At 25.8% G+C, this 25235-nt stretch carries 16 protein-coding genes, 4 tRNA genes and 1 pseudogene; 20 read left to right on the top strand and 1 reads right to left on the bottom strand.

Going from position 1 to position 25235, the window contains the following annotated elements:
* Positions 1–5: 5 nt before the first annotated feature.
* The 8 genes from AAHM88_RS06510 (at position 6) to AAHM88_RS06475 (ending at position 6337) form a co-directional block, all read left to right on the top strand.
* A complete protein-coding gene (locus tag AAHM88_RS06510) occupies positions 6–545 on the top strand; it encodes a helix-turn-helix domain-containing protein (protein WP_342262651.1) in 540 nt (179 codons plus the stop codon).
* A gap of 47 nt (positions 546–592) precedes the next feature.
* Positions 593–1642, top strand: coding sequence for a spermidine/putrescine ABC transporter ATP-binding protein (gene potA, locus AAHM88_RS06505; RefSeq protein WP_215827083.1), 1050 nt, complete (start codon positions 593–595; stop codon positions 1640–1642).
* A 1-nt stretch (position 1643) separates the two neighbouring features.
* Positions 1644–2579, top strand: coding sequence for a spermidine/putrescine ABC transporter permease (gene potB, locus AAHM88_RS06500; RefSeq protein ID WP_342262650.1), 936 nt, complete (start codon positions 1644–1646; stop codon positions 2577–2579).
* Between the two features lie 14 nt (positions 2580–2593).
* Complete coding sequence (locus AAHM88_RS06495) at positions 2594–5002, top strand: extracellular solute-binding protein (RefSeq protein ID WP_342262649.1); 2409 nt, start codon at positions 2594–2596, stop codon at positions 5000–5002.
* 846 nt (positions 5003–5848) lie between these two features.
* Positions 5849–5925: transfer RNA gene (locus AAHM88_RS06490), tRNA-Cys, on the top strand.
* 163 nt (positions 5926–6088) lie between these two features.
* Positions 6089–6165, top strand: a tRNA-Arg gene (locus AAHM88_RS06485).
* Between the two features lie 13 nt (positions 6166–6178).
* Positions 6179–6255 (top strand) — tRNA-Pro (locus AAHM88_RS06480).
* A 5-nt stretch (positions 6256–6260) separates the two neighbouring features.
* Positions 6261–6337, top strand: a tRNA-Met gene (locus AAHM88_RS06475).
* Positions 6338–6388: 51 nt separating this feature from the next.
* On the opposite strand, the gene AAHM88_RS06470 is transcribed toward AAHM88_RS06475, so the two are convergent.
* Positions 6389–7450, bottom strand: a complete 1062-nt coding sequence (locus AAHM88_RS06470; protein ID WP_342262648.1) for a hypothetical protein — start codon at positions 7448–7450, stop codon at positions 6389–6391.
* Between the two features lie 189 nt (positions 7451–7639).
* Here AAHM88_RS06470 and AAHM88_RS06465 point away from each other — a divergent pair.
* The 12 genes and pseudogenes from AAHM88_RS06465 (at position 7640) to aspS (ending at position 25176) form a co-directional block, all read left to right on the top strand.
* Positions 7640–9441: pseudogene (locus AAHM88_RS06465) on the top strand (ABC transporter ATP-binding protein).
* 75 nt (positions 9442–9516) lie between these two features.
* On the top strand, positions 9517–9849 hold the full coding sequence (locus tag AAHM88_RS06455) for an Asp23/Gls24 family envelope stress response protein (RefSeq protein ID WP_342262646.1): 333 nt from the start codon (positions 9517–9519) through the stop codon (positions 9847–9849).
* Positions 9850–9876: 27 nt separating this feature from the next.
* Positions 9877–11505 carry a DAK2 domain-containing protein gene (locus AAHM88_RS06450; protein WP_342262645.1) on the top strand — a complete coding sequence of 543 codons (1629 nt, stop codon included), beginning with the start codon at positions 9877–9879 and terminating at the stop codon, positions 11503–11505.
* A 33-nt stretch (positions 11506–11538) separates the two neighbouring features.
* Positions 11539–12555 (top strand): phosphate acyltransferase PlsX, encoded by a 1017-nt coding sequence (gene plsX, locus AAHM88_RS06445; RefSeq protein WP_342262644.1) that lies wholly within the window; start codon positions 11539–11541, stop codon positions 12553–12555.
* A gap of 6 nt (positions 12556–12561) precedes the next feature.
* The gene (gene rnc / locus AAHM88_RS06440; RefSeq protein WP_342262643.1) at positions 12562–13257 is read left to right on the top strand and encodes a ribonuclease III; all 696 of its coding nucleotides are present in this window, start codon (positions 12562–12564) and stop codon (positions 13255–13257) included.
* A gap of 27 nt (positions 13258–13284) precedes the next feature.
* Positions 13285–14250 carry a hypothetical protein gene (locus AAHM88_RS06435; protein WP_342262642.1) on the top strand — a complete coding sequence of 322 codons (966 nt, stop codon included), beginning with the start codon at positions 13285–13287 and terminating at the stop codon, positions 14248–14250.
* 301 nt (positions 14251–14551) lie between these two features.
* Positions 14552–16483, top strand: coding sequence for a hypothetical protein (locus AAHM88_RS06430; RefSeq protein ID WP_342262641.1), 1932 nt, complete (start codon positions 14552–14554; stop codon positions 16481–16483).
* Positions 16484–16532: 49 nt separating this feature from the next.
* The gene (locus AAHM88_RS06425) at positions 16533–19472 is read left to right on the top strand and encodes an AAA family ATPase (protein WP_342262640.1); all 2940 of its coding nucleotides are present in this window, start codon (positions 16533–16535) and stop codon (positions 19470–19472) included.
* A 67-nt stretch (positions 19473–19539) separates the two neighbouring features.
* Positions 19540–20145 (top strand): phosphate uptake regulator PhoU, encoded by a 606-nt coding sequence (locus tag AAHM88_RS06420; protein ID WP_342262639.1) that lies wholly within the window; start codon positions 19540–19542, stop codon positions 20143–20145.
* A gap of 431 nt (positions 20146–20576) precedes the next feature.
* Positions 20577–22097, top strand: coding sequence for a DUF2130 domain-containing protein (locus AAHM88_RS06415; RefSeq protein WP_342262638.1), 1521 nt, complete (start codon positions 20577–20579; stop codon positions 22095–22097).
* A gap of 116 nt (positions 22098–22213) precedes the next feature.
* Positions 22214–23491, top strand: coding sequence for a histidine--tRNA ligase (gene hisS / locus AAHM88_RS06410; protein ID WP_342262637.1), 1278 nt, complete (start codon positions 22214–22216; stop codon positions 23489–23491).
* On the top strand, positions 23491–25176 hold the full coding sequence (gene aspS, locus AAHM88_RS06405) for an aspartate--tRNA ligase (RefSeq protein ID WP_342262636.1): 1686 nt from the start codon (positions 23491–23493) through the stop codon (positions 25174–25176). Before hisS ends, aspS begins: the two co-directional genes overlap by 1 nt.
* Positions 25177–25235: the final 59 nt, after the last annotated feature.

Below are 25235 nucleotides of genomic sequence, written 5' to 3'. Positions count from 1 at the left end.
GTTTTATGGATATTGGTAAGAAAATTAAAGCATTACGGTTAAAACAAGATTTAACAATTGATGAATTAGCACAACGATGTGAATTAACTAAGGGGTTTATTAGTCAATTGGAACGAGATTTAACATCACCAAGTATTGAAACATTACAAGATATTATTTCGGTATTGAATTGTTCTTTAAGTGATTTTTTTAAAGATGATGAAAAAAATAAAAGTTATGTATTTTCTAGTGATACGATGTCAATTTTAGAAGAAACGGATTATCATATTAAGTGACTTATTGCTACGAGTCAAGCTCATAATATGGAACCAATTTTAATAACATTAAAAGCAGGAAAAAGTTCACCAAAAGTTAATCCTTTTATTGGGGAAGTGTTTGGATTAGTTTTGACTGGTCGGGTTGTTGTCATTGTTGGTAATAAACAGATTACTGCCAATACGGGCGATGCTTTTCATTTAGAAGTTAATGAAGAACATTATTTAAAAAATAATATGTTAAATGGTGACAGTAAAGTTCTTTGAATTACAACACCACCAAGGTTTTAAAAAGATATTTACTATTTAGGAGTGATGAAAAAATGATTGATACAGTAATTAAACCTAATATTTTAGAATTACGAAATATTACGAAAGATTTTTCTGGTGAAGTGGTTTTAAAGGGAATTAGTTTAAATATTAAAGCTGGTGAATTTATTACTTTATTGGGACCGAGTGGTTGTGGAAAAACTACTACTTTAAGAATTATTGGTGGTTTTGATGACCCTAATAGTGGTGAAATTCTTTTTGAAAGTCAAAATATGCTTCGGGTGCCAATTCATAAACGCAAAATTAATACAATTTTTCAAAATTATGCGTTATTTCCGCATTTGAATGTTTATGAAAATGTTGCTTATGGTTTAAAAATTAAAAAATTAAAAATTGATGTTATTAAAAAGGCAGTTTTAGAAGCATTGGAATTAGTTAATTTAGTTGGTTTTCAAGATAAGGATATTGATGAATTATCTGGGGGTCAAAAACAACGCGTAGCAATTGCAAGAGCATTAGTTAATAAACCTAAAGTTTTATTATTAGATGAACCATTAGCAGCTTTAGATTTAAAATTAAGACAACAAATGCAGTTAGAATTAAAACGATTACAAAATGATTTAGATATTACTTTTATTTTAGTAACGCATGATCAAGAAGAAGCATTTACAATGTCTGATCGGATTGTTGTGATGAATGAAGGACAAATTCAACAAGTAGGAAGTCCAGAAAATATTTATAATGAACCAGAAAATAAATGAACAGCTAAATTTGTTGGGGCATCAAATATTATTGAGAATGCAGTATTTGTTCACGATAATTTAGTTCATTTTGATGGTCGTGATTTTCGTTGTTTAGATAAAGGATATGGTACTAATGAAACTAATATTGATATTGTAATTCGTCCGGAAGATATTGATATTGTTGGTGAAAAGAGTGGATATTTTCGTGGTACCGTTAAGAGTGTAACTTTTAAAGGTGTTTATTGAGAAATTGTTATTGCAACGCGAAAACGAAATTTTTTGGTGCATTCAACAGATACAGTTATTGTTGGTAAAAAAGTTGGTGTTAGGTGGTCAGTAGAAGACATTCATGTAATGTGAAAAGAGGTTGAATAAGGTGAAAAAAGATAAAGATAAAAATAACTTTTTTAGTCGGATAACACATAATGTCAAAATTCGGTTTCAATGACTACAAGAAAATTTTAAAAAGAATTTACAAAATATTAAGGAAAATCGTTTTATTAAAAAAAGTAATAATAGTTGAGTGCCATTAATGATTCCTTATGTTATTTTAATGATATTATTAATTGTTGCACCACTTTTTATTCTCTTACTATATTCCCTAATTAGCCCTACTAATGATGTTTTAATTTTTGATTTTACAATAAATAATTTTAAAAGTTTTTTTTATGAGCAATCATTTTTAGCATCATTAGGTCGTTCATTATTATATGCAACTGTTGCGACATTTTTTGCCATTCTTATTGGTTATCCCGTAGCATATTTAATGGCCTTTTCAAAGTCAAAATTAGTATCAAAAAATATTTGAATATTAGTAACATTACCAATTTGAATTAATATGTTAGTAAAAACTATTGGTTTAAAAACAATGTTTGATTTAATTGAAAGAATAACTAATGTGCATTTATTAGGAACACCAATAGCAATCGTTATTGGAATGATTTATATGTTTATTCCTTTTGTTATTATTCCTATATTTAATAGTTTGGATAAAATGGATCGTAGTTGAATTGAAGCGAGCAAAGATTTAGGCGCTAGTCCTTATCAAACATTTTGAAGAATTACTTTTCGTTATTCAATGCCAGGAATTATTACCGGAATTATTTTTATGTTATTACAAGCGGCAACAAGTTTAATTGTTGTTAAGTATATGGGACAAGAAAAAATTACTTTAATATCTTCTATTATTGAAGCATATTTTTTTCAAGGCGCTAATTTTGGTTTAGCAGCTGCAATTTCAGTATTTTTAGGATTTATAATTTTATTATTAGTTATTGTGTTGCGCTTATTAGGGAAAAGAATTTATGGGTAAGGTAGGACGAAATAATGATTAAAAAAATCTTTAAAAGTTCTTATTTACTTTTAGTATTATTATTTATTTATGTGCCCATTAGTATTTTAATTTTTTATTCTTTTAATGATGAGCGAAGTTTAACACATTTTAATGGTAATTTTTCGTTAACTTGATATGAAAAGTTTTTTCAAGATCGGTTGTTTCTTGAATCAATTATTTCTAGTATGTTAGTAGCGGTTATTGCAACAATTGTTTCAGTTATTATTGGAACTTTAGCTGCCATTGGTATTAGTAAAGCTAAAAAAGTAACGCAATCGTTAACATTAAATATTTCTAATATTCCTTTAATTAATGCTGATGTTGTTACAGCGGTATCGTTAATGATGTTATTTATGGCTTTAGGTTTTAACTTTGGTCTTTTTAGTTTAATTTTAGGACATATTTCTTTTAATATTCCTTATGTAATTATTACGGTTTTACCACGATTAAGAAGAGTTCACCCATCAATTATTGAAGCATCATTGGATTTAGGTGCTAGTCCGAGATATACTTTAAGAAAAGTTATTTTACCTTTAATTTGACCCGCTATTGTTGCTGCTAGTGTTATTTCTTTTGCGATGTCGTTTGATGATTTTATTATTTCTTATTTTACAGGTGGCAATGTAACTAATGTTGCTACATATATTTATACTTTAAAACGACTAACGCCGGTTGTTAATGCTTTTGGCACAATATTAATTTCAATTGTGGCGATTTTAGTTTTAAGTTGAAATTGTTATATCATTATTAGTACGCAGATTAAGTCACGAAATCATAAAATTTTAACAGAAAAATATCGGGCTAAAATTATTATTAATAGTGAAAGAAAACTATTGCAGTTATATTTGCAGTTAAATAATCTTAATCTTGTAAAAAATCTTAATATTTTAAAATTAAAACGAAAAATTTTTCATTTAGAAATTAAAGTAGATAAAGAAAAGTTATGAATTAAATCAAAAAAAGCACAAATTATTCGTCGCGATAAACGACAAGAACGAATTAGTGAGAAAAGAAGAGAGAAATATTATTGATTAGTTCGTTGACCTTGGCGAGCAATTATTATTGTGGCATTAAGTTTTACCTCATTAGGAGCTTTAACATTTGTTTATGTGCAAAATAATCTTTATGATTTTAAATTAGGAATTTGAGGAGAATATATTAATAGTTCGGTTGTGGAAAGATTTGAAACGGCACATAACATTAAGATGAAAGTAGAAACTTATGATAAGAATGAAGTTTTATATAATAAAATGTTTACTACTGATTATGATGTTATTGTTCCTTCTGATTATATGGCTTCAAGACTTATTGCTGAAAATAAGGTTGAAAAATTGGATTGAAGTCGCTTAATGCCAATTGGTAATGATCAGGTTTCTAGTGGGAATAGTTGTTCAGATTTAGATGGTACCAAGCCAGTAGATAGTTTATGAACTTATCTTGATTGTGGTATTAAAAAAGTAATTTCTGTTGCTGGTTATAAAACAGAAAAGGGCTTATTAAGTGATTATGCTGTACCTTATTTTTGAGGTGATTTAACAATATTATTGAACTTTGAAAAACCAGAAACTAAAAATTGATTAATTGAAAAAGGTGTTGAAATTTTAATTACTAATGATGAAAAAAAAGAAGAATATTTAAATCCGACAACAGTATCATGAGAATTAATATGACAAGCTGCCCGAGAAGGTAAAAATGTTTTTGCATTAAGTGATTTTCGTAGTTTATATGGTTTAGCATTTCAAAGAATTAATCAAACAGTTAATCCTGAAAGAAAAGAAGATGTTGAATTTGCAACAAAATTATTAAAGGAATTAATTGTTGATTACAAGAATAATGTTACTTTACAAAGTGATGAAATTGTTAATAGTCTTTCAGCACCATATGATCCGGAGTCTAGTCGTTTATTTGATATTGCCGTAATGTATAATGGTGATGCTGTTGCTTCGTTTTATGATAAAAATCAAAATATTCGTGATCGTAATTTTAAAAGTGTGCGACCACGAAAAGCAATTCCAAAGATTGATTCGACAACAGGAATATCTAATCTAGATGTTTTAACACCGCAAGGAACAAATGTTTGAGCTGATGTGGCGATGATTACTAAACATAGTTCTAATAAGGATTTAGCATATAAGTTTTTACAATTTGTTTTACAAGATAAAGTACAAACAGAGTTATCATTAGAATTTGGTTATAATACGCCTTTGTTTAAAGATACACAAGATATTGTTAATGATGAGTATAAATCTGTTGCTAGTATTTATTTACCAGTTGCTAATTTTATTAATGGTCAGTGAGTTACTGATATTCAAACTGCTGATGCTGGTTTTCAAAATAAATTTATTAAGGAAATTACTGATTCTTATACACGGGTAATAAGTGCTGGTTTAGGTGGTTATTAGATTATCAGGAATGACAATTAACAAATTTGTCATTCCTTTATTTATTTTTTAAAAATAGCTTATTAATTAAATTTCAAAGTAAAAAAATTGCAGATTAAAGATTTATCCTCGCTTGCTTGGTTTTTTTATGATGTTCCTAGTAGAAGAGTTTTATTTAGTTGTTGTTGCTGTGATTTTCTTAAACTAAGCAAGGTTAACGATAATTTTAATCTAATTTAAAAAAAGACTGAAATAAAATTCAGTCTTTTTCTTAGTTTTAAAATATTTGGTTGATAATTATCAATTAAGTGAGTTTATTGAAACACTATAATTAACTATTACTGTGCCAGTATAAAACTGAATCAAGTGAACTAATTTTTGCACTGTTATTAGTAATATTTTCAATTTTGATTTTATTAATATTTAACTGCGGATTTAATTGTTTTACTTTTTCTTTGATTTGTTGTTCTGTTGGATTTTTTAATTCCTCAGTTATAAATTCACCTAGATTAGCATTGACAATAATGGATGATAATTTAAAAGAATTGTTATTTCTTTCAATTATTTGGGGTTGATTTTTTTCTTGATATATTGATATTGAAATAATAACAAAAATCCTTATTAAAATTAAATTAATAATTCATCATTTTTTAATGTCATAATTATATTATATTCTTTTTTTAAAAATTCTACCTAGAATTTAATTTATAAATTTTTCGCATTCAAAACAAAATATTATTGCCAAAAGAATATACCCTAAATAATTTATAAAAACCAAAGGTACTAAACATCTGTGGTTTCTACAGTTTTTAATAAAATATTATTGTAGTTTTATAATTAATGTGTAATAATATTTATTGTATATATGGCACTGTGGCCAAACTGGTTTAAGGCATTGGACTGCAACTCCTTGATTATCGGTTCGAATCCGATCAGTGCCTCCATAAGATATTAAGTAAAATCACAGTTAAGTGATTTTTTTAATTAACCAATAGGTAATAAAAAATAATTTGTGATATTACTAATTAAAGTTATGAAATATGAAATTTTTGTTGTCAACAGAGCGGTAATAATATATAATAACTTTGTTATTTAATGACACCATAGGCGCCCATAGCTCAATTGGACAGAGTGCTTGACTACGGATCAAGAGGTTGCGGGTTCAACTCCTGTTGGGCGCACCATTTTATTTTAATACGGGAAGTAGCTTAGCTTGGTAGAGCGCTCGGTTTGGGACCGAGAGGTCGTAGGTTCGAATCCTATCTTCCCGACCATATTTGGCGAGATAGCTCAGTTGGTTAGAGTGTTCGGTTCATACCCGAAAGGTCGAGAGTTCAAGTCTCTCTCTCGCTACCAAGTTATGTTTACGGTTTGAAAACGACTTTATTTTCTAAATAAAGTCGTTTTTTAGTATTTCTTTTCTTTTGGTTCTAAACTTTCCATATATTCAACAAAGTTTTGTACTTCTTCATAAATTTCTTCATAAGCGTGTTCTTCCGAATAATGTTCGTTAATGTATTCTAGTAAGTGTTCAAGAGTATATTGAAGTTCTTCATTGTCAATTTCTAATTCTCAAAAGGCAATTAAATTGTTAGGAAGATAAATGCTGTCATATTTGATAATGATTCTTTGTAATACTTCTCTAATAACATCAAAGCATCGCTGTAAGGGATTATCTTTTAAAAAGTATTTATAATATACAGGATATAATAAGTAATCAAAGAGATAATATTTATTTAAGGGAATATTAAAGTGACTATTGGCAAGATGATTATTTTTCATTGACATTTGGTAGTATAACCATTTAACTAGTCGTAAAGTTTGCAAATAATAAGTATTAGTGATTTTATTTTTTTCTTGAATGTTTATTATTTCAATTTGTGGGAAACGAGTATAAAAATCACGACTTCTTAGGCGATAAAAAATACCTTCTAAATATGTCTTTTTACTACGAAGTGAATAATTATCAAAATGAAAATAACGAAAGGTTGGAATTAACCTGAGATGAAAGCCAGGAAAAATTTGTTTAAATAAAATAAATCCTAAATCAAAGTAGAAATCATTTTTGTCTATTAAATCTCATTTTTGAGTAATGAAGTGTTTAATTGCTTTACTAAAAAGAAAGTATTTAGCATCCTTTCAGCGTGGAAAATCTTGTTTAAATTGACTTATTTGGCGTTTTGTAAAGCGATAACCACTAGACGGCATTTCTCAATGGTATCATTCATAACACATTAATAGGACATTAGAAGTCGTTATTGTTTTGTGAGTAATATAAAATGTAATTTCATTTTTAACATCAATTGTTGTATTTCAAGAGCATTCTTCATCTAATAAAATTTCAATACAATCTTTTTTGTTATTAAACTGAAAATTTTTAAAAATTTCTTTTAGTTGTTGATGAATTTCAAGAATTGTATTCATTTTTTGAGATGGATTACCATATATTTTAAGTTGTTCTTTAGTCATAATTTGCCACCTCTCGTTTACTATCGTTAATCTTATTATCTATTAATAGTAATAAAAATAAAAGTAAAAGTTTTAGTTATTTTTCTAATTGTTAATCAGATATTTTGCAAATAGTAAAGCAGATAAATATTTTTTATTGTATAATTATTCTAAATTCAAAATGGTTTTTTTAGGAAAGGATATATTTATATGAATAAAGATAAAGATGATGAAAAAAATAATTCTTCTAAAAAATTTAAAGGTGGTTTTTTTAAAGTAGTTGCTTTTTACTATAAAAGATATTTATGACAATGTTGTATCATAATGCTTTTTACAGCCTTAGGGTCGATTTGTGTCATTATCACCCCAAAAATAACGCAAAAATTAGTTAGTCCTGATGTTTTACAAGGACCCTATGGCATGTTAATTAGTTATGTAATTATTATCATTAGTCTTTATCTTGCTTCCGGAGTTTTTAATTTCTTTCAAAGTTTTTTAGGAGGCATTGTTGCTAAAAAGATTGAAATTGATATTCGAAATAAAGTGTTAAATAATTTAGTTGATTTAGATATGCAATTTTATACGAATAAAAAGACTGGTGAAATTTTAACTAAAGTTATTGCTGATACTGCTACTATTGGTGACCAAGCACAACAAATACCAATTAGTTTTCTTTCAGCAATTTTTACTTTTGTTGGAGCAATTGTAATTCTTTTAACTATTAGCATTAAATTAACTATTGTTGCTTTAATCGCAGCATTAACAATTTTAGTTACATTATTAGTAATGTTTGGTATTTTTAAAAAAATAACTTATAAAGTTCGCAAAGTTTTGACAAATATTAATGGTGATGTTACTGATCGCATTAGTGTTATTCGTTTAATTAAATCATCAGGAATAGAAACTTATGAAAAAGAGCGTTTTGTGGATATTCATAAAATTTATTATAAAACTTCACTTAAACAAGTAACATTATCATCAGTAATTGTTTCTTTTATGATAATGGGAATTTCTAGTTTGAATATTATTATTTTATTAGCAGGGATAATAATGATGCATAATCAAACTTTGGTTGCAGATAATTCTGAAGCAATTCCAATTATTATTTCATTTGTTTTAGGAATTAATATTTTAATTTTTCCAATTATGACATTAGTTCGTACTTTTAATAATTTAGCTAATGCATCAACATCGTCAATTAGAATTAATGAATTATTAAATGAAAAGCCACAAATTAATCGTAATTTAGAGCAACCAATTATGAAGACTGTTACGGGAAATATTATTTTTGATAATGTTAGTTTCTATTATCCTAATAGTGATCAACTTATTTTGAATAAATTTAACTATCATTTTGAACAAGGTAAGTCTTATGCTTTCGTTGGTGAAACGGGAGTAGGAAAATCAACAATTTCTAAACTATTATTAAGGTTTTATGATCCTTCTATGGGAACAATTTACATTAATGCTGATCAAGATTTAAAAAAAATTAATTTAACTTCTTATTTACAACATGTTTTGGTTATGTTGAACAAGAACCCCAAATTTTTTATGGTACTTTCTTTGAAAATATTAGTTATGGAGTTTTTAAAGTTACTAAAGAAGAAGTTATTGTTGCTTGTAAAAAAGCAGAGTTGCATGATTTTATTATTGGTTTAAAAAATGGTTATGATACTATTTTAGGTGAACGGGGATTTATTTTATCTGGTGGTCAAAAACAAAGATTAGTAATTGCAAGAATGTTTTTAAAAAATCCTGAAGTTTTAATTTTAGATGAAGCAACAAGTTCTTTAGATAATATTGTGGAAAAAGAAATTCAAGAAAATCTTAATCAATTAATGAAAGGAAGAACAACCTTTATTATTGCGCATCGTTTATCAACGATTAAAGATGTTGATGAAATTCTTGTTTTAGAAAAAGATAAAGGTGTTGTTCAAAGTGGTAATTTTGAAACATTAAAAAATCAAGAAGGTCGCTTTAAAGCATTATATACTGCAGGATTAATGGCTTAGTTTAAAAAACTAAAAGTTGATTTATAAAATTATATGATAATGAATCTAAAAATCGGATAAAATGGTGGTTATAAAGTGAAATTAATTGATGTTGATAAAATTGCTCATATTATTAAGCAAGTTGTATCAATAACACCAGGTGTTGTTGCATTTGCTTATAGTCGTGAAAATAAAGAAAATGAGGATGCCATTGCTTTAGAAAAAGACATTACCCCAGCAATTGATGTTAAAAAAATTGAACAAAATCATTATGGGGTTAAAATTCATATTATTAGTTCAATTCATACTAATATTTTTGAAGTTTTACAAGAAGTTCAACATCGTGTTAAATATGAATTGGAAAAGCAAATGGAATTTGATAGTAATTTTAAAATTGATATTTGCATTGATGATTTAATTAGTGAATAATATTTATTAAGAGGTAGGTGAAATAAAATGAAAATTGATGCAAAATTATTTAAAATCATGCTTATTAGTGCTGCTAATAACTTATATAATTATCACTTAGAAATTGATAAATTAAATGTTTTTCCTGTTCCAGATGGTGATACGGGAACAAATATGAATTTAACAATGGAAAATGCTATCAAAGAAATTAAAAAATATGAAACTTCTAGTATTACTGAAATAGCAAATGTGTTTAGTCGCGGTTTGATTATGGGAGCTAGGGGAAATTCAGGAGTTATTTTGTCCCAAATTTTTCGTGGTTTTAGTAAAGGATTAGTTCATGAAGAATTTATCAGTACTAGCGATTTACTAAAAGCATGAACTTATGCTAAACAAGTAGCTTATAAAGCAGTTATGAAGCCTGTTGAAGGAACAATTTTAACTGTTATTAGACTTGCTATTGATGATACTAAACTTGAAACTAAGGAAACAATATTGCCATTAAAATTTATGGATAAGTTTTTGGAAAATGCTAACAATGCATTAACACATACTCCTGAGTTATTGCCAATTTTAAAAGAAGTTGGTGTTGTTGATTCAGGTGGTTTTGGATTAGTTAAAATTATTGAGGGAATGGTTTATTCATTAGAAAAAGGGAAAGAAATTAAAAAGAAAAAGAATTTAGTAGCTAGTGATAATAAAGAAGTTGCTATTAAATTAGATGATGAAAATTTTGGTTATTGTACAGAAACGATTGTTATTTTAAGTGAAATGAAACAAAAAAATTTTCCTTTAGAAAAAGTTCGCTTTTCGTTAGAAGAGCAAGGTTGTAAATCAATCGTTGTTGTTCAAGATCAAGATATTTTTAAAGTTCATGTTCATTCGTTAATGCCAGGGCAAATATTAGTTTATTTACAACAATTTGGTGATTTTCAAAAAGTAAAAATTGAAAATATGGGTTTGCAAGCAAAAAAGCATAGTACAGAAATTAAAGAAATTCGTAGTTTAAATAACCCTTGAGCAATTATTACTGTTGCTGCTGGTAAAGGTTTAGCAAAATATTTTATGAATGACTTACAAGCATCGTATGTAGTTAGTGGGGGACAAACAATGAACCCATCAACTGATGATTTTTTAAAAGCGATTGAATTAGTTGATGCTAAAGATGTTTATATTTTACCAAATAATTCTAATATTATTTCAACTGCACAACAAGCAGCGAAACTAGAAAAGAAATCTAGTGTTTATGTTATCCCTACAACTTCAATTCCAGAAGGAATGCTTAGTATTCTTAGTTTTAATAAGGAAGAAAAAAGTGCTAAAAAAAATTTTAATAATATGAAAAATGCTATTAAAAAAATTGTGTCAGCAAGAATTACTAATGCTGTTAGAACAACAACTATTGATGGTGTTGCTGTGAAAGAAGGAAATTATCTTGGTATTTTAGATAAAAAAATTTATACTCAAGAAGCAGATTTAGTTTTAGTAGCAAAAAAATTACTAAGTAAAATGATTAGTAAATCATCATCGCAATTGGTAACAATTTTTATTGGTGAAGATGCTAAACGCCAAGATTTACGACTAATTGAAAAGTATATTGATGAAAACTTTGATGTTGAATATGAAAAAATTGAAGGTGAACAACCAGTATATCCTTTCATATTTGGTGTTGAATAGATATAATTTAATTGTTAAAAAGAGGTGAAGTTTGTGAAAATTGCAGTAGATGTTATGGGCTCAGATTTAGGACATAAACCACTAATAAGTGGTGTCATAAAATTTTTACAACAATATAATGACATTGATATTATTTTAGTTGGTAACGAACTGATAATTAAAGAATATTTAATTGGTTCTAAATTAAATGAAAAGTTATTATCGCGGATTAGTTTTAAAAATGCTAATGAAGAAATAATGATGACTGATAGTATTTTAGATATTAGAAGAAAAAACGATAATTCAATGAGTAAAGCAATTGAATGTGTTGCTAATAAAGAAGCTGATGCAGTATTAACAGCAGGGGCTACGGGTCCTTTTTTAGCAGCTAATCATTTTATTTTAAAAGAAATAACTGGTGTTAGTCGTCCAGCTTTTATGGCAATTATGCCAACAAAAATAAAAAATAAGCAAGTTGTGCTTATTGATGCGGGCGCTAATGTTGAAAATGATAGTAATGATTTAGAAATATTTGCTATGATGGCAAATATTTATGTTCAAAAAATTTGAGAATTATCGCAACCAAAAGTAGCATTATTAAATATTGGTACAGAAGAGAAAAAAGGTAAGGAATATCATCAAGAAACTTATATAAAATTAAGTAACAATTCACAATTAAATTTTGTTGGTAATATTGAACCTAATAATTTTATGAATGGTGATATTGATATTGTTGTAACTGATGGTTTTACTGGTAATATTTCCTTGAAAGCGGTTGAAGGAACGGCACGGAATTTATTGCAAGTTTTACGAAATCAGTTTACTAAGAATATCTTTCGTAAGTTAGCATCATTATGTTTGAAAAAAGCATTTAATGAAGTTAAAGAAATTTTTGACTATCGAAATACGGGCGGAGCAATTTTAATTGGTGTTAATGGCATTGTTTTTAAAGCGCATGGTAGTAGTGATATTAAAGCATTTTTTAGTACTTTAAAATTAGTTCGGAAAGCGCTTTTAGAAGATGTATTATCACTAATTAAAAATAATGTTGTTAAAGAAGAAGGAAAATAAGGATTTATGTTTATTGAAGAAATTAAAATTTTGTTAAAAACATTTAATTTAGAACCACGAAATATTAATTTATATGAGGAAGCTTTGACTCATAGTTCATATGCTAATGAAAAGCAATTAAATTATAATTATCAACGATTAGAATTTTTAGGTGATGCGGTGTTGCAAATGTATACAACATTATATTTATATCGAATAAATGATGATTTAAATGAAGGCGAGTTAACAATTTGGCGAAGTCAAATTGTTAGAGAAGAAACCTTAGCACAAGTGTGTAGATTTTATAAAATGAATGAATATATTCGCTTAGGTAAAGGCGAAATTCAAACGGGTGGTCGTGAAAAAGATAGCATTTTAGGTGATGTTTTTGAAGCGATTGTCGGTGCTATTTATTTAGATTTAGGCCAACAAGCGGTTAATACATTTTTAATGCAAACATTATTTAATAAAATTAAAGATAAAAGTATTTATTTAGTTAAAGATTATAAAACTTTATTACAAGAATATTTACAAACTGAACGCCAAGATCCTATTGAATATAAAGTTATTTTTGAACATAAAGATAAAAATAGTTATCAATATGTTGCTATTGTAAAAAGTGGTGACATTATTTTTGGTAAGGGAAGTGGTAGTTCACATAGTAAAGCTGAACAAGCAGCTGCAAAAGATGCTTATTTAAAATTAGTTAAGGTTGTTAAATAAAAAGATAGCAATTAATGAGGTAATTAGATGTTAAAGTTATTTAAAAGTATTATTTATAGTTTTTTTCAAAACTTTTTTCAAGTAATTAGTTTACTAATTGTTATTTTAATAATGTTAGTTATCCTTTTAGGGATATTTTCATCAAATGATTATGTTAAAAATCAATATGCTAAAATTTATAATAATGCTGCAATTTATGATAATACAATTAGTTCATCTAAAGATTTAGTTTTTAGAAATGATTCTAAACTTTGAAAAAATAAAAATTATTTTACTTCTGAAAATAAACTTGATATAGAAATTTTTAAAAAAGCAACTCTATCAATAAGTCATCTTACTGAATTTGATAAAGAAGAAATTTTAACAATGAATCACGATGTTCAGCAATATTTAAATGCTAATATTTCAACAATTTATAAGGTAACATATTGTGATGAACCTAATAAGATTAAAATTGGTTGTGATAGTTCTAAAATTTCAAATAAAGGATATTGATTTGTTAATAGTCAAATAATTAATAATGATGGATTAGGAACACCTTATGTTTCTGAACTTTTTGAAAAATATCAACAATATGATTACTTTCATTTAATTACTACTAATGAGGCAGAAAATTTATTAACTATTAATCAAGAGTTAGAACAATTGCACAAAGATAATTTACAAGATAACTTTCCTCGTAATATTACTAGTGATACAATGCGTGAGCATATTGATTTGTATTGATTTATTGCTTCATCAATTAGTTTTAATCGTTTAGAATATGTTGAGTCATTAGACATTACTGAGTTTTTAACATCAGGAAATGCCTATCGTGTTAAGAGTTATGATGCTACTAGTTATTTTAATAAACCTTATATAATTAAAGAAAATGGTAAATTTAATTTAAATGATGGTAGTAATTATGTCTTTGTGTTTAAAAGATTTGCTGATGTTAATAATCTATCGTTAGGTAGCAAATGGTCGCATTTAGTTTTCTTAGGTATTTTTTAAAAAAGAAAAAATAATAATTTACTATAAATTATTTCAATATTCAAATTAAGTATATATATCCTATGTACGATTTTTGTTGTAAAAAATTATTTTAATATTGTTTTTGTAAGCATTTTACTTAGGTTTTATAACCTTTTATTAAGATTATGTTTGTTAATATTAAATATTTTGTTTTATTACTTATTTTTTAAATAAAAAGGTAATCAATTTTTAGTTGCTTTTCTTTCAAAATTATTTAAACCTTTTCCTACCTAACAAAACTTTATGCGTCCGTAGCGGTAGTATTTTTTTATCGTATTATATGCAGAGTTTTTTTAATCAAACTTATATTGATTTTTTTGTTTTTCCTGAATATGGTATTTCATTTAATGTTTTAATTATTATTTTAATTATTGTTGTACCACTTTTAATTATTGCTTTTTTTACTTTTATTTTTGCTTTTTTCTTATTACGAAAAAATCCATTAACATTAATGTCTAAGTCAATTAATTATAGTTATAAAACTGTTGTTAAATCAAAAACTAGTAATAAAAGTAGTTTTTTTAATAAAATTGTCGATTTTAGTTTTAAAACTAAAATAACCTTTTTCTTTGCTAATAATAGTTTGTCTAAATTGTCATTGACATTTGTTTCAACTTTAGCAGCATCAACATTATTATTCTTTTCATTATCAGCTTTTAAGATGAATGATTCAATTATGAATAAACAATGAGAAGGCGTTAATGTTAATTATTTATATAATTATCATACTAGTAATGATGATTTAAAATTAATGTATAAAGGCGAAGGTAGTAAAGTTGATTATCAAGCAATTAGTGAATTAAATCCTAATAATAATATTGTTGAAGATATTAAAAATAATTCTGCAAAAATTACAAATCAAGGATATTATGATGTTAGTAATAAATGAATTAGAAGTTCAGAAGTTAAAATCATTATTGAACAACTTAATAATCCAAATAGTGATAATTTACTTGGATTAGATTTAGAAACTAAGAAATTATTAGTAAGTATTATTAATACTTATCCTTATTTAAGAGATTATTTTACAGGTACAAATTTAAAAAATGATATTATTATTTTATTTAATAATATTTTTTATTGTCCAGAACAAGATAAAATGATTAATATTTTTAATGAGCAAATTTATTCGTTTAATATGAATAAATATCAAAGAATTAAAAATAGTAATCAAAAAATTAGTAAAATTGATGAAATAACAATAAAAACAAATATTAATCAGTTGAATGTTATTAATGAAACGCATCAAGAATTTATTAAACCATCGTTAAATAATAAGACATTACAGGAATTTTTTGATTTTGATATTGAAAATATTAAAATTAAATATGAACATTTTTTATCGTCTTTACAAAATAATTTTGGGTATGATAAGATTACTATTTTACCACTTTTAGTAAATGCTAACGATGTTTGAGCTTCAAACTTAAAACAAGATGATTTTGTTTATTTGAGTGATGGTGACTTTAATTTTATTAATGATGATAATAAAAAACCATTATTTGGTTATATTTTTGATACTTTTGATAATTTAACAAAAGATACTGTTATTACTCGTGAAAAGGAGTTTTATGAATATACTAATTTAAATGCAACATATTTTAATACCAAGTTATCACAAAATACAGCGAATGACTTTCAATCTTATTTTTCAATTGTTAGTAATAAGAAAAATTATCAAATTAGTTTCAATAAAAATGAATTATTTAAGACTGATTATTGAAATGATGATTTAGGTTGGAGTAGTGCAATTGAAGGATTTACTAATATTCATCATAAAAAACAGTTAACATTAAAATTTAGCACTTATTTAGAAAGTTTAATTATATGTTTTATCATTGGTGCTATTGTTATTGTTTTAATTATTGTTTTTGTAACTAGTAATATTACTATTAATGATAATTTGCGATTTGTTACAATTTTAAATGTTATTGGGTATCATTATAAATGATTAGCTAGTCGTTTTATATTAATTTTTATGCCAATTATGTTAATTACTTGAATAATATCCATTCCTTTAGCAAGACCAATTATTAAATTATTAACTGATATTATTTATAGTGAAACTAAAGTTTTATTTCCTGTATATATTGCAGATTGATACTATCCATTGGTTTTATTAATATTAGTTATTTTGTTTACAGTATCTTTTAGTATTTGTTGACTATCATTAATATATCGCAATAAAATTAGAAGTATTACTAATACATAATACATAGTTAAAATATATTGTTATAATAAAATTTGTGAGGTAGATAAATATGGTGTTTTTAAAAAGATTAGAAGCGTATGGATTTAAATCGTTTGCTAAGCCAACAAAAATAGTTTTTGAACACGGTATTATTGGTGTTGTGGGTCCGAATGGTTCTGGTAAGTCTAATATTAATGATGCTATTCGTTGAGTATTGGGCGAACAATCAATTAAATCATTACGGGGTGATAATATTCAAGATATTATTTTTCAAGGTAGCAGTGAATATCCACAGTTAAATATGGCGGAAGTTAAATTAATTTTTAATAATAAAAAACGCATTTTTCCTATTGACTTTGATGAAGTAGAAATAACTAGAAGAGTTTATCGTGATAATAATGAGAATGAATATTCAATTAATAAAAGTCGTAGCAGATTAAAGGATGTTCAAGAATTAGTATTAGGTACTGGTTTAAGTAAAGGTTCATTAGCTATTATTAATCAAGGTAATGTCGCCAATTTTTCACAAGTTAAACCAGAAGAAAGAAGATTATTATTTGAAGAAGCAGCTAATGTTTCTAAGTATAAAAAACGCAAATTAGAGTCAGTTCGGAAATTAGAAAAAACTGAAGAAAATTTAGTTCGTATTAATGACATCATTATTGAGATGGAAAGAAATATTAATTATTTGCGTCGTCAAGCTAAAAAAGCACAAGAATATGTTACTAAAAAAAAACAATTGACAACTATTGAAGTGGCTATTTTAGTAAAAGATATTACTAGTCAGTATGAAGGAATTCGTGATTTACAATTAGAAATTAAAAGATATACTTCTCAAACTGAAGATTTAAGTGTTCAAATTACTAATTATGATAATAAAATTAATTTGTTGCAAGAAAATATTTTTACTATTGATAATAAAATGCAACAATTCGGACAACAATTAGATGAACATCTTAATCAATTAGAACTATTACAAAATGAAAAAATCTCACAACAAAATGAAAAGCAAGTTAATAGTAATAATCAAGTTCAAGATTTAGAACAAGATGCTAATAATATTAATCAAGAAATTTTACAACAAACTAAATTAATTACTGAACAACAAAATATGATTGATGATTTTCAAAAACAAAGAATTTTATTAAATGAAGATTTAGAAGTTGCCGTTAAAAAGTATAATCTTTTAAATAAGGAAATTTATGAATTAAAAAGTAAACAAGATTATTTAGTTGATTTGCAAAGTAATAATACTTATTATTATCAGGGTGTTAAAACAATTTTAAATAATCGACTTCATTTAACAGGAATTATTGATACTATTGATCGATTAATTAATGTTCCTAGTATTTATCAATTAGCTATTCAAGAAGCCTTATCTAGCAGTATGCAACATATTGTTGTTGAAAAGGATAGTGATGCTATTCGTGCAATTCAATTTTTAAAAGCTAATGAAGGTGGAATTGCAACATTTTTACCTTTAAATAGTTTACGGATTCAAATGATTAATAATGAGGATTTATCATTATTAAAAACTCAAAAAGGTTTTATTGGTATTGCTTATGAATTATTAACTACTAATGTTAAGTTTGAACCAGTAATGCGTTTTTTATTAGGAAGAATAATTATTGTTGAGAGTTTAGCACAAGCAAATGAAATTGCTCATTTGACTTATCGGAAGTATCATATTATTACTTTACAAGGTGATGTTATTCGCCCTGGGGGCAGTATTAGTGGTGGCCACAAAAGAGTTAAGCCATTTTTATTTAATAATGAAGAGCAAGTTAATAATTTAAAAACTAAAATTAGTGAATTAGAACAATTAGTTCAAACTTATTATCAAAAATGGCAAAGTATTAAAGAGAAACTAATAACTTTAAATAATGAATTAGAACAAAAACAATTGCATTTAGGTAAGTTTCAACAAAGTAAACAAAGTAATGAACAAAAACAAAGAATAATTGAGCAAGAATATCAACATTTAACAAAGAAAAAAATGCGAGTTAGTGATGATTTTAATCAACAACTTGATGAGCGACTAATATTAGAAAATAAAATTAGTAATTTAAAGTTAGAAAAATTAAAAATTACTGAGCAACAACAAACACAAAGAGCTTTGCGAGAAACTTATAGTAATCAATTATATTCATTAACTTTAGAAATAAAAAAAATGCGTACTGAATATAAAAATCAAGAGAAACTATTACAAGAATATAACTATCAAAAGTTAGCAATTGATAATTGTTTACAACAAAATTTAGAAAGATTAGCGCAAGAATATCGTTTAACTTATGAATATGGTTATGAAAAGTATGGTCAAGACCCGATTGGTGATATTAAAGAAGTTCGTGAACAAATTATTTTATTACGCCAAGAATTACAAGATTTAGGGCCAGTAAATATTGATGCTATTTCTGAATATGAAACAATTAATGAGCGATATCAATTTTTAAAAGAACAAGAACAAGAATTAAATAATGGTAAAAAACAATTACTTAATGCTATTAAAGATATGGATGAAATTATGATAACACGTTTTGATACGACCATTAAAGATATTAATAAGGTTTTGCCAGAAACTTTTAAAGTTCTTTTTGCTGGTGGCACTGCTAGTTTAGTATATACTGATCCTAATAATATTTTAGAAACTGGAATTGATATTTTAGTAAATTTACCAGGAAAAACTATTACTAACTTGAATTTATTATCAGGTGGTGAGAAATCACTAGTAGCTTTAGCAGTGCTTTTTGCAATTTTAAAGGCACGCCCTTTACCAATTGTTATTCTTGATGAAGTGGAAGCACCATTAGATGTTGCTAATGTTGAAAGATTTGCTAAGTATTTAAAGTCTTTTGCTACGGAAACACAATTTATTGTTATTACGCATCGCCCAGGAACAATGGAAAACTGTGATACATTGTATGGCACAACAATGCAAAGTAAAGGTGTTACTAAAATGGTTGCTATTAGATTAGAACAAGCAAAAAATTTAGTTACTTCTGCTAATTAATTTATCGTGTATTATTAGTATGATAAGGGTAAAACATTAATGATTTAATCCAATGGAGGCTATTAAAATGTTAAGAACTAAATTTACTATTGAGATTGAACGCTTGAAAAATAATATTATTGAATTATTTAATTTAACAATGAAACAACATAAAGAAGTTATTAAGGCTTTAGAAGAAGAAAATATTAGTAAATGTAAAATAATTGTTGCGAATGATAATAATATTAACAAATTTTATGCTGAAATTTTAGATAGTGCCATTTGAAGAATTGCTAAGCAACAACCAGTTGCTAGCGATTTGCGCCATATTATTGGCTATATGTCAATTGCCAAAGAATTAGAAAGAATTTCTGATTATGCTCGTAACATTGCTAATTTTTATTTAAAAGCTAAACCACCAGTTAAATATAGTAAATATATTGGTCAATTATCTAAAAAAGTCTTAAAAATTATGCAGTTTATTATTAAAGTTCTTGCTGATGAAACACAATGAGGTAAGAAAATTATTCAAACTATTGTTAAATTAGATGATATTGTTGATAGTGAATATAATGATATTAACACTTTGTTAATTGATTTAGTTTTAGATAATGTTACTGAAGATAAAATATGAATTTATACAGGAATTATGCAACAATTAAAATATTTAGAGCGAGCTCTGGTGATCATTTAGTTAATATTGCTGAAATCTTACTATTTATTTCTCAGGGAACTCATTATGAATCAGGAAGATAGTATCAGGACAAGTTTTGGTAATAAAGCATTTAGAAAGAACTTATATAAAATTTATGATAGTTAATGAATCAACAAAAGATTAATATTGTTATTTTTAAAATATCTAGTAGTTTTTATTAATACTTGCGATTGAAATGAAGTAGTTTGAAAATATTATTATTTAATTAAAATTTCATTAATTATATTAATTTTAAATATAGAAATAAAGATAATTAATGCAGTAAAGAAAAATGTCTTTTTTATTTATAGAAGGAGACATTTTATTGTTTTAAAATTAAATGTTTAGAAAATAATCTAGAATAGAAATTTATATCAGATTGTTAATGATAATATTAATTTATAAAATTAAAAAAAGAAAGGATTTAACTAATGTCATTTATAATTCAATGTCCACATTGTCATCAAGAAATTACCGAAAAGGATTTTGAAAAGAGTCATCAAGCAGTATCATATTTACAACAATTTTTTAATCGTAAGGAGCAAGAATATTGTGATAAGTTAAAAAATCAATTAGATGCTGATTTTCAAAAACAAAAAGCAATAGAAATTACTAGTGTAGTAAATGAAAAAGAAAATGAGTGAAATAAGCAACACGATAATGAATTGCATAAAATAAAAGAAGCCCATCAACAAATTTTAGATGGTTTAAACCAACAATTAAATGATGCTAAGAGCAATTTAAAATCCCAAGAAGAAACAAAAAAGGCTGATATTGAAGTTTCTATTTTGAAAGAAAAAAGCAATATTGAAAAACAAAAACAAAAAGAAATTGCTGATATTAAAGATAATTATCAAAAGATAATTGATGAGTTAAATTCTAAAATAAAAGATTTAGATATTAAAGAAAAAACTAATGCATCTCAACTAGAAAAATTGTTTACAGAAAAAGAACTTGAAATTACTAAAAATAAACAACAAGAAATTGATTTATTAAAGGATAAAATTAGTATTTTAGAAACCGAAAAGAAAACAAAGGAAGCAGATATTAAGGTTATTTTGGCTGAAAAAGAAAAAGAGTGAAGTAATTTACAACAAAATAAGTTGGATACTTTAAATAAAGACTATCAGAAAAATATTAATGATTTACAACAGAAAAATCATCAATTAGATATGTTAGTTAAAACTAATGATGCTAAGGTCCAAGAATTAGTAGCAAAAAAAGAAACTGAAATTATTAATTCTAAACAAGAAGAAATTAATAAGTTAGTTGATGAAACAACTGAATTAAAACTTAAATTAGAACAAGGACGAAATATTAGAACAGGAATTTTAGGAGCTAATTTAGAAAATGATTTTGCAGGTAAAATGCCATCATTTTTCCCAAATGACCATTTTGAAAAAACAACTAAAACCATTAATGGTAAAAAACCTGATTTTAGGTTAGGAGTTTTGAATGATGAAGAGGATAATAAAGTAGTTGGTAATATCTTATTTGAGTTAAAAAATCAAGAAAAATTAGATAGTAAATGAGAGGAAAAATTAGCAATTGAATTAAAAGAATGAAATGCTAAGTTTGGCATTATTGTTTGAACTTATGCTAAAGCACCATTTAGTCGTTCTTCAAAATATCGTGATATTTTTATTATTAATACTGACCTTGAAGTTATTGCATTAATTGTTAATATTTTAAAATTTTTAATTAAAAAAGAATTTGCTTTATCATTACAATCTTCAACTAATAAAAATGATCAGGAATTTAAAGAACGCTTTAATATTTGATTACAAGATGAATTTAGTTCTTTAATTGGTAAAGCGATGCAAGAGTTTATTAAGTTTGAAAAGCATATTCAACAAATTCAAAATTCTAATGAGAAATTAAAAAGCGTTAAAGAGAATTTACAAGAAATATTAATTGCTAAAATTGAGGATTCTTTAAAAAAATTATTGTAATTTTAAAAGACTTCTTGTAGTTAAGACAACAACAAGAAGTTTTTATTGAAAAATTTTTAATTTTTGTAAATAACTAGTAAAATTAGTAGTGAAAGTAAGTCTAAGGAGAGAAATGTATGGAATATAAAGCCCCCAGAGGTACTAATGATATTTTACCAATCCAAAGTAAACAACGATATCAATTACAACAAATTTTACGAGATATTGTTAAAAAATATAATTATGAAGAAATTAGTACGCCGATATTTGAACAGTATGAATTATTTCAAAGAACTGTTGGTGTTAATAGCGATATTGTTAGTAAAGAAATGTTTAACTTTCAAGATAAAAAAGGTCGTGAATTAGCACTTCGTCCTGAAAATACAGCGCCAATTGTTAGAGCAGTAATTGAAAATAAATTAGTTGATGTTTTAGGATTACCTTTAAAATTATTTTACTATGGACATATGTTTCGCTATGAACGACCACAACGAGGGCGTCAAAGACAATTTACGCAATTTGGTGTGGAAGTTTTTGGTAAAAAAACTATTTATTTAGATGCTGAAATTATTTGTTTAGCAATGGATATTGTTAAATCGTTAAAGATTAATAATATTATTCTTAAAATAAATTTTTTAGGAGCAAAAGCAACCCAAAATAAATATCAACAAATTTTAAAAACATTTTTACAAGATATGAGCACAACATTATGTGAGGATTGTCAAAGAAGAATTACTAAAAATACCTTGCGAGTATTAGATTGTAAAATTGATCAAAATATTAAAAATTTACCAATAATTAGTGAAACTTATTCTGTTGAAGAAAAAGAATATTTTACAAGGTTAATAAAGTTATTGGATAATTTAAAAGTTAAATATGAGATTGATAGTAAATTAGTTCGCGGTTTAGACTATTATAATGATACTGTTTTTGAAATTATTAGTTTAGAGAAGGGTGTTGAAGGACAGAATACATTAATTGGTGGTGGTCGTTATGATAATTTAGTTGAGGAATTATCAAAAAATCAAAAATCAGTTCCAGCAATTGGTTTTGCAATCGGAATTGAAAGATTACTTAATGCTACTGAAAATCATTCAGACTTTATTAAAAAAATGCTTCCATTGGTTGATGTATACATTATTGCTTTAACCGCTACTGGTTATGAATTAGCAACTAATGTATTATTAACTTTAAGAAGTAATAATTTTATTAGTGATATGGATTATGAACAAAGGAATATTAAGGCTCAGTTTAATGTTGTTTCTAAATTAGATTGTCGTTTTGTTATTATTATTGGTGATAGCGAAGTTAAAGAGAATAATTTAACTATTAAAAATCAGGAAACTAAGGTAGAAGAAAAGATTAGTATTAATGAATTAATTAATTATTTGAATGCAAATAAGGGAGATAAATAATGAGAAGTCATAATTGTGGTGAATTAAGAGAAGAAAATGTTAATTTAGAAGTTAATCTTTGTGGTTGAGTTCATACAATTCGTAAACTTAATAATTTAATATTTTTAGATTTACGCGATCGTTATGGAATGACGCAAATTATAATTAATAGTGAAAATCCTAACTATGTTCTTGCTAAAAGTTTAAGCACTGATGATGTTATTAAAGTTAATGGTATGGTAGTGCTTCGTAAATCTAAAAATAATAATTTATCAACAGGAAATATTGAAATTATTTGTACTAATTTAGAGTTAATAAATAAATCACAAGTATCACCATTAGATAATGAAAGTTTAGAGGAAACGCGTTTAGAATATCGGTTTTTAGATTTACGAAGACAAGTAATGCAAGATAAAATAATTTTGCGTCATCAAGTTATGCAAATAATGCGTAATTTTTTAAATAATAATAATTTTTTAGAAATTGAAACGCCAATTTTAGCAAGCACAACTCCCGAAGGAGCAAGAGACTATTTAGTTCCGGCAAGAAATCAAAAAGGACATTTTTATGCGTTACCACAGTCACCGCAAATATTTAAGCAATTATTAATGGTTGGTGGTTATGATCGCTACTATCAAATTGCTCGTTGTTTTCGTGATGAAGATTTAAGAAGTGATCGCCAACCAGAATTTAGTCAATTAGATTTAGAAATGAGTTTTATTGAACAAAAGGATATTATTAGTCTTTTAGAGCAAATGATGCAGGAAATAATGTTAAAAACTAAAAACATTAATCTAAAAATACCTTTTTTACAATTAGATTATGAAGTAGCAATTGATTTATATGGTAGTGATAAACCAGATTTACGATATGATTTAAAACTTATTAACCTTAGTTTAATGAATACTAGTAGTAAAAAGAAAACTACTAAAGCAATTGTTGTTTCTCAGTTATTAACTGATTTACAATTAGCAGACCTAAAAGTTATTGTTAGTCAATATCAGGCGGGACAGTTAGAATATATTACTTATGATAATAAAGTTATTGCTTCAGAGTTATTATCTAATAATGCTGAAGCTATCATTAATCATTTAGCAATTAGTAATCAAGCAACAGTTTTAATGATTACAAATGATTATGAATTGGCTTGCAATACAATGGGAGCCATAAGACAGGCTATTGCTAAACAATTAAATCTTTTTACTAATGAAGATTATCAATTTTTATGAGTTATAAATTGACCATTATTTGCTTATGATAATGAAAGTAAAAAATTTGTTGCTGCCCATCATCCTTTTACGCGCCCTAATATTAAAGATGAAATTGATTTTACTAGTAATCCGATGTTAGTCAAGTCTCAGGCTTATGATTTAGTATTGAATGGTTATGAAGTTGGTGGTGGTTCAATGCGAATTCATAGTCTTGAAATGCAACAAAAAATGTTAGAGTTTTTACAAGTTTCTGTTGAAGAACAAAAGGAAAAATTTGGTTTTCTTTTGAATGCTTTATCCTATGGAGCACCAATTCATGGTGGTATTGCTTTGGGATTAGATCGTTTAATAATGTTATTAAGTAATAGTCATAGTATTCGTGATGTGATTGCTTTTCCTAAGAATACTAAGGGTAGTGATATGTTAACGCGTGCTCCTAGTGTTGTTAAACAAGAACAATTGGACATTTTGGGGTTAAATGTGGTAAATAGTTAGTAAAATATAGGTATTTTATGGAAAATATATTAAAATAAGTATGGTGAAAAGTAACAAGG

The sequence above is a fragment of the Spiroplasma endosymbiont of Dromius quadrimaculatus genome, assembly GCF_964031155.1.
Taxonomy (GTDB): Bacteria; Bacillota_I; Bacilli_A; order Mycoplasmatales; family Nriv7; genus Nriv7.
The sequence above is the reverse complement of the archived record's forward strand: the minus strand, read 5'-3'. Positions and strand labels throughout refer to the sequence as shown.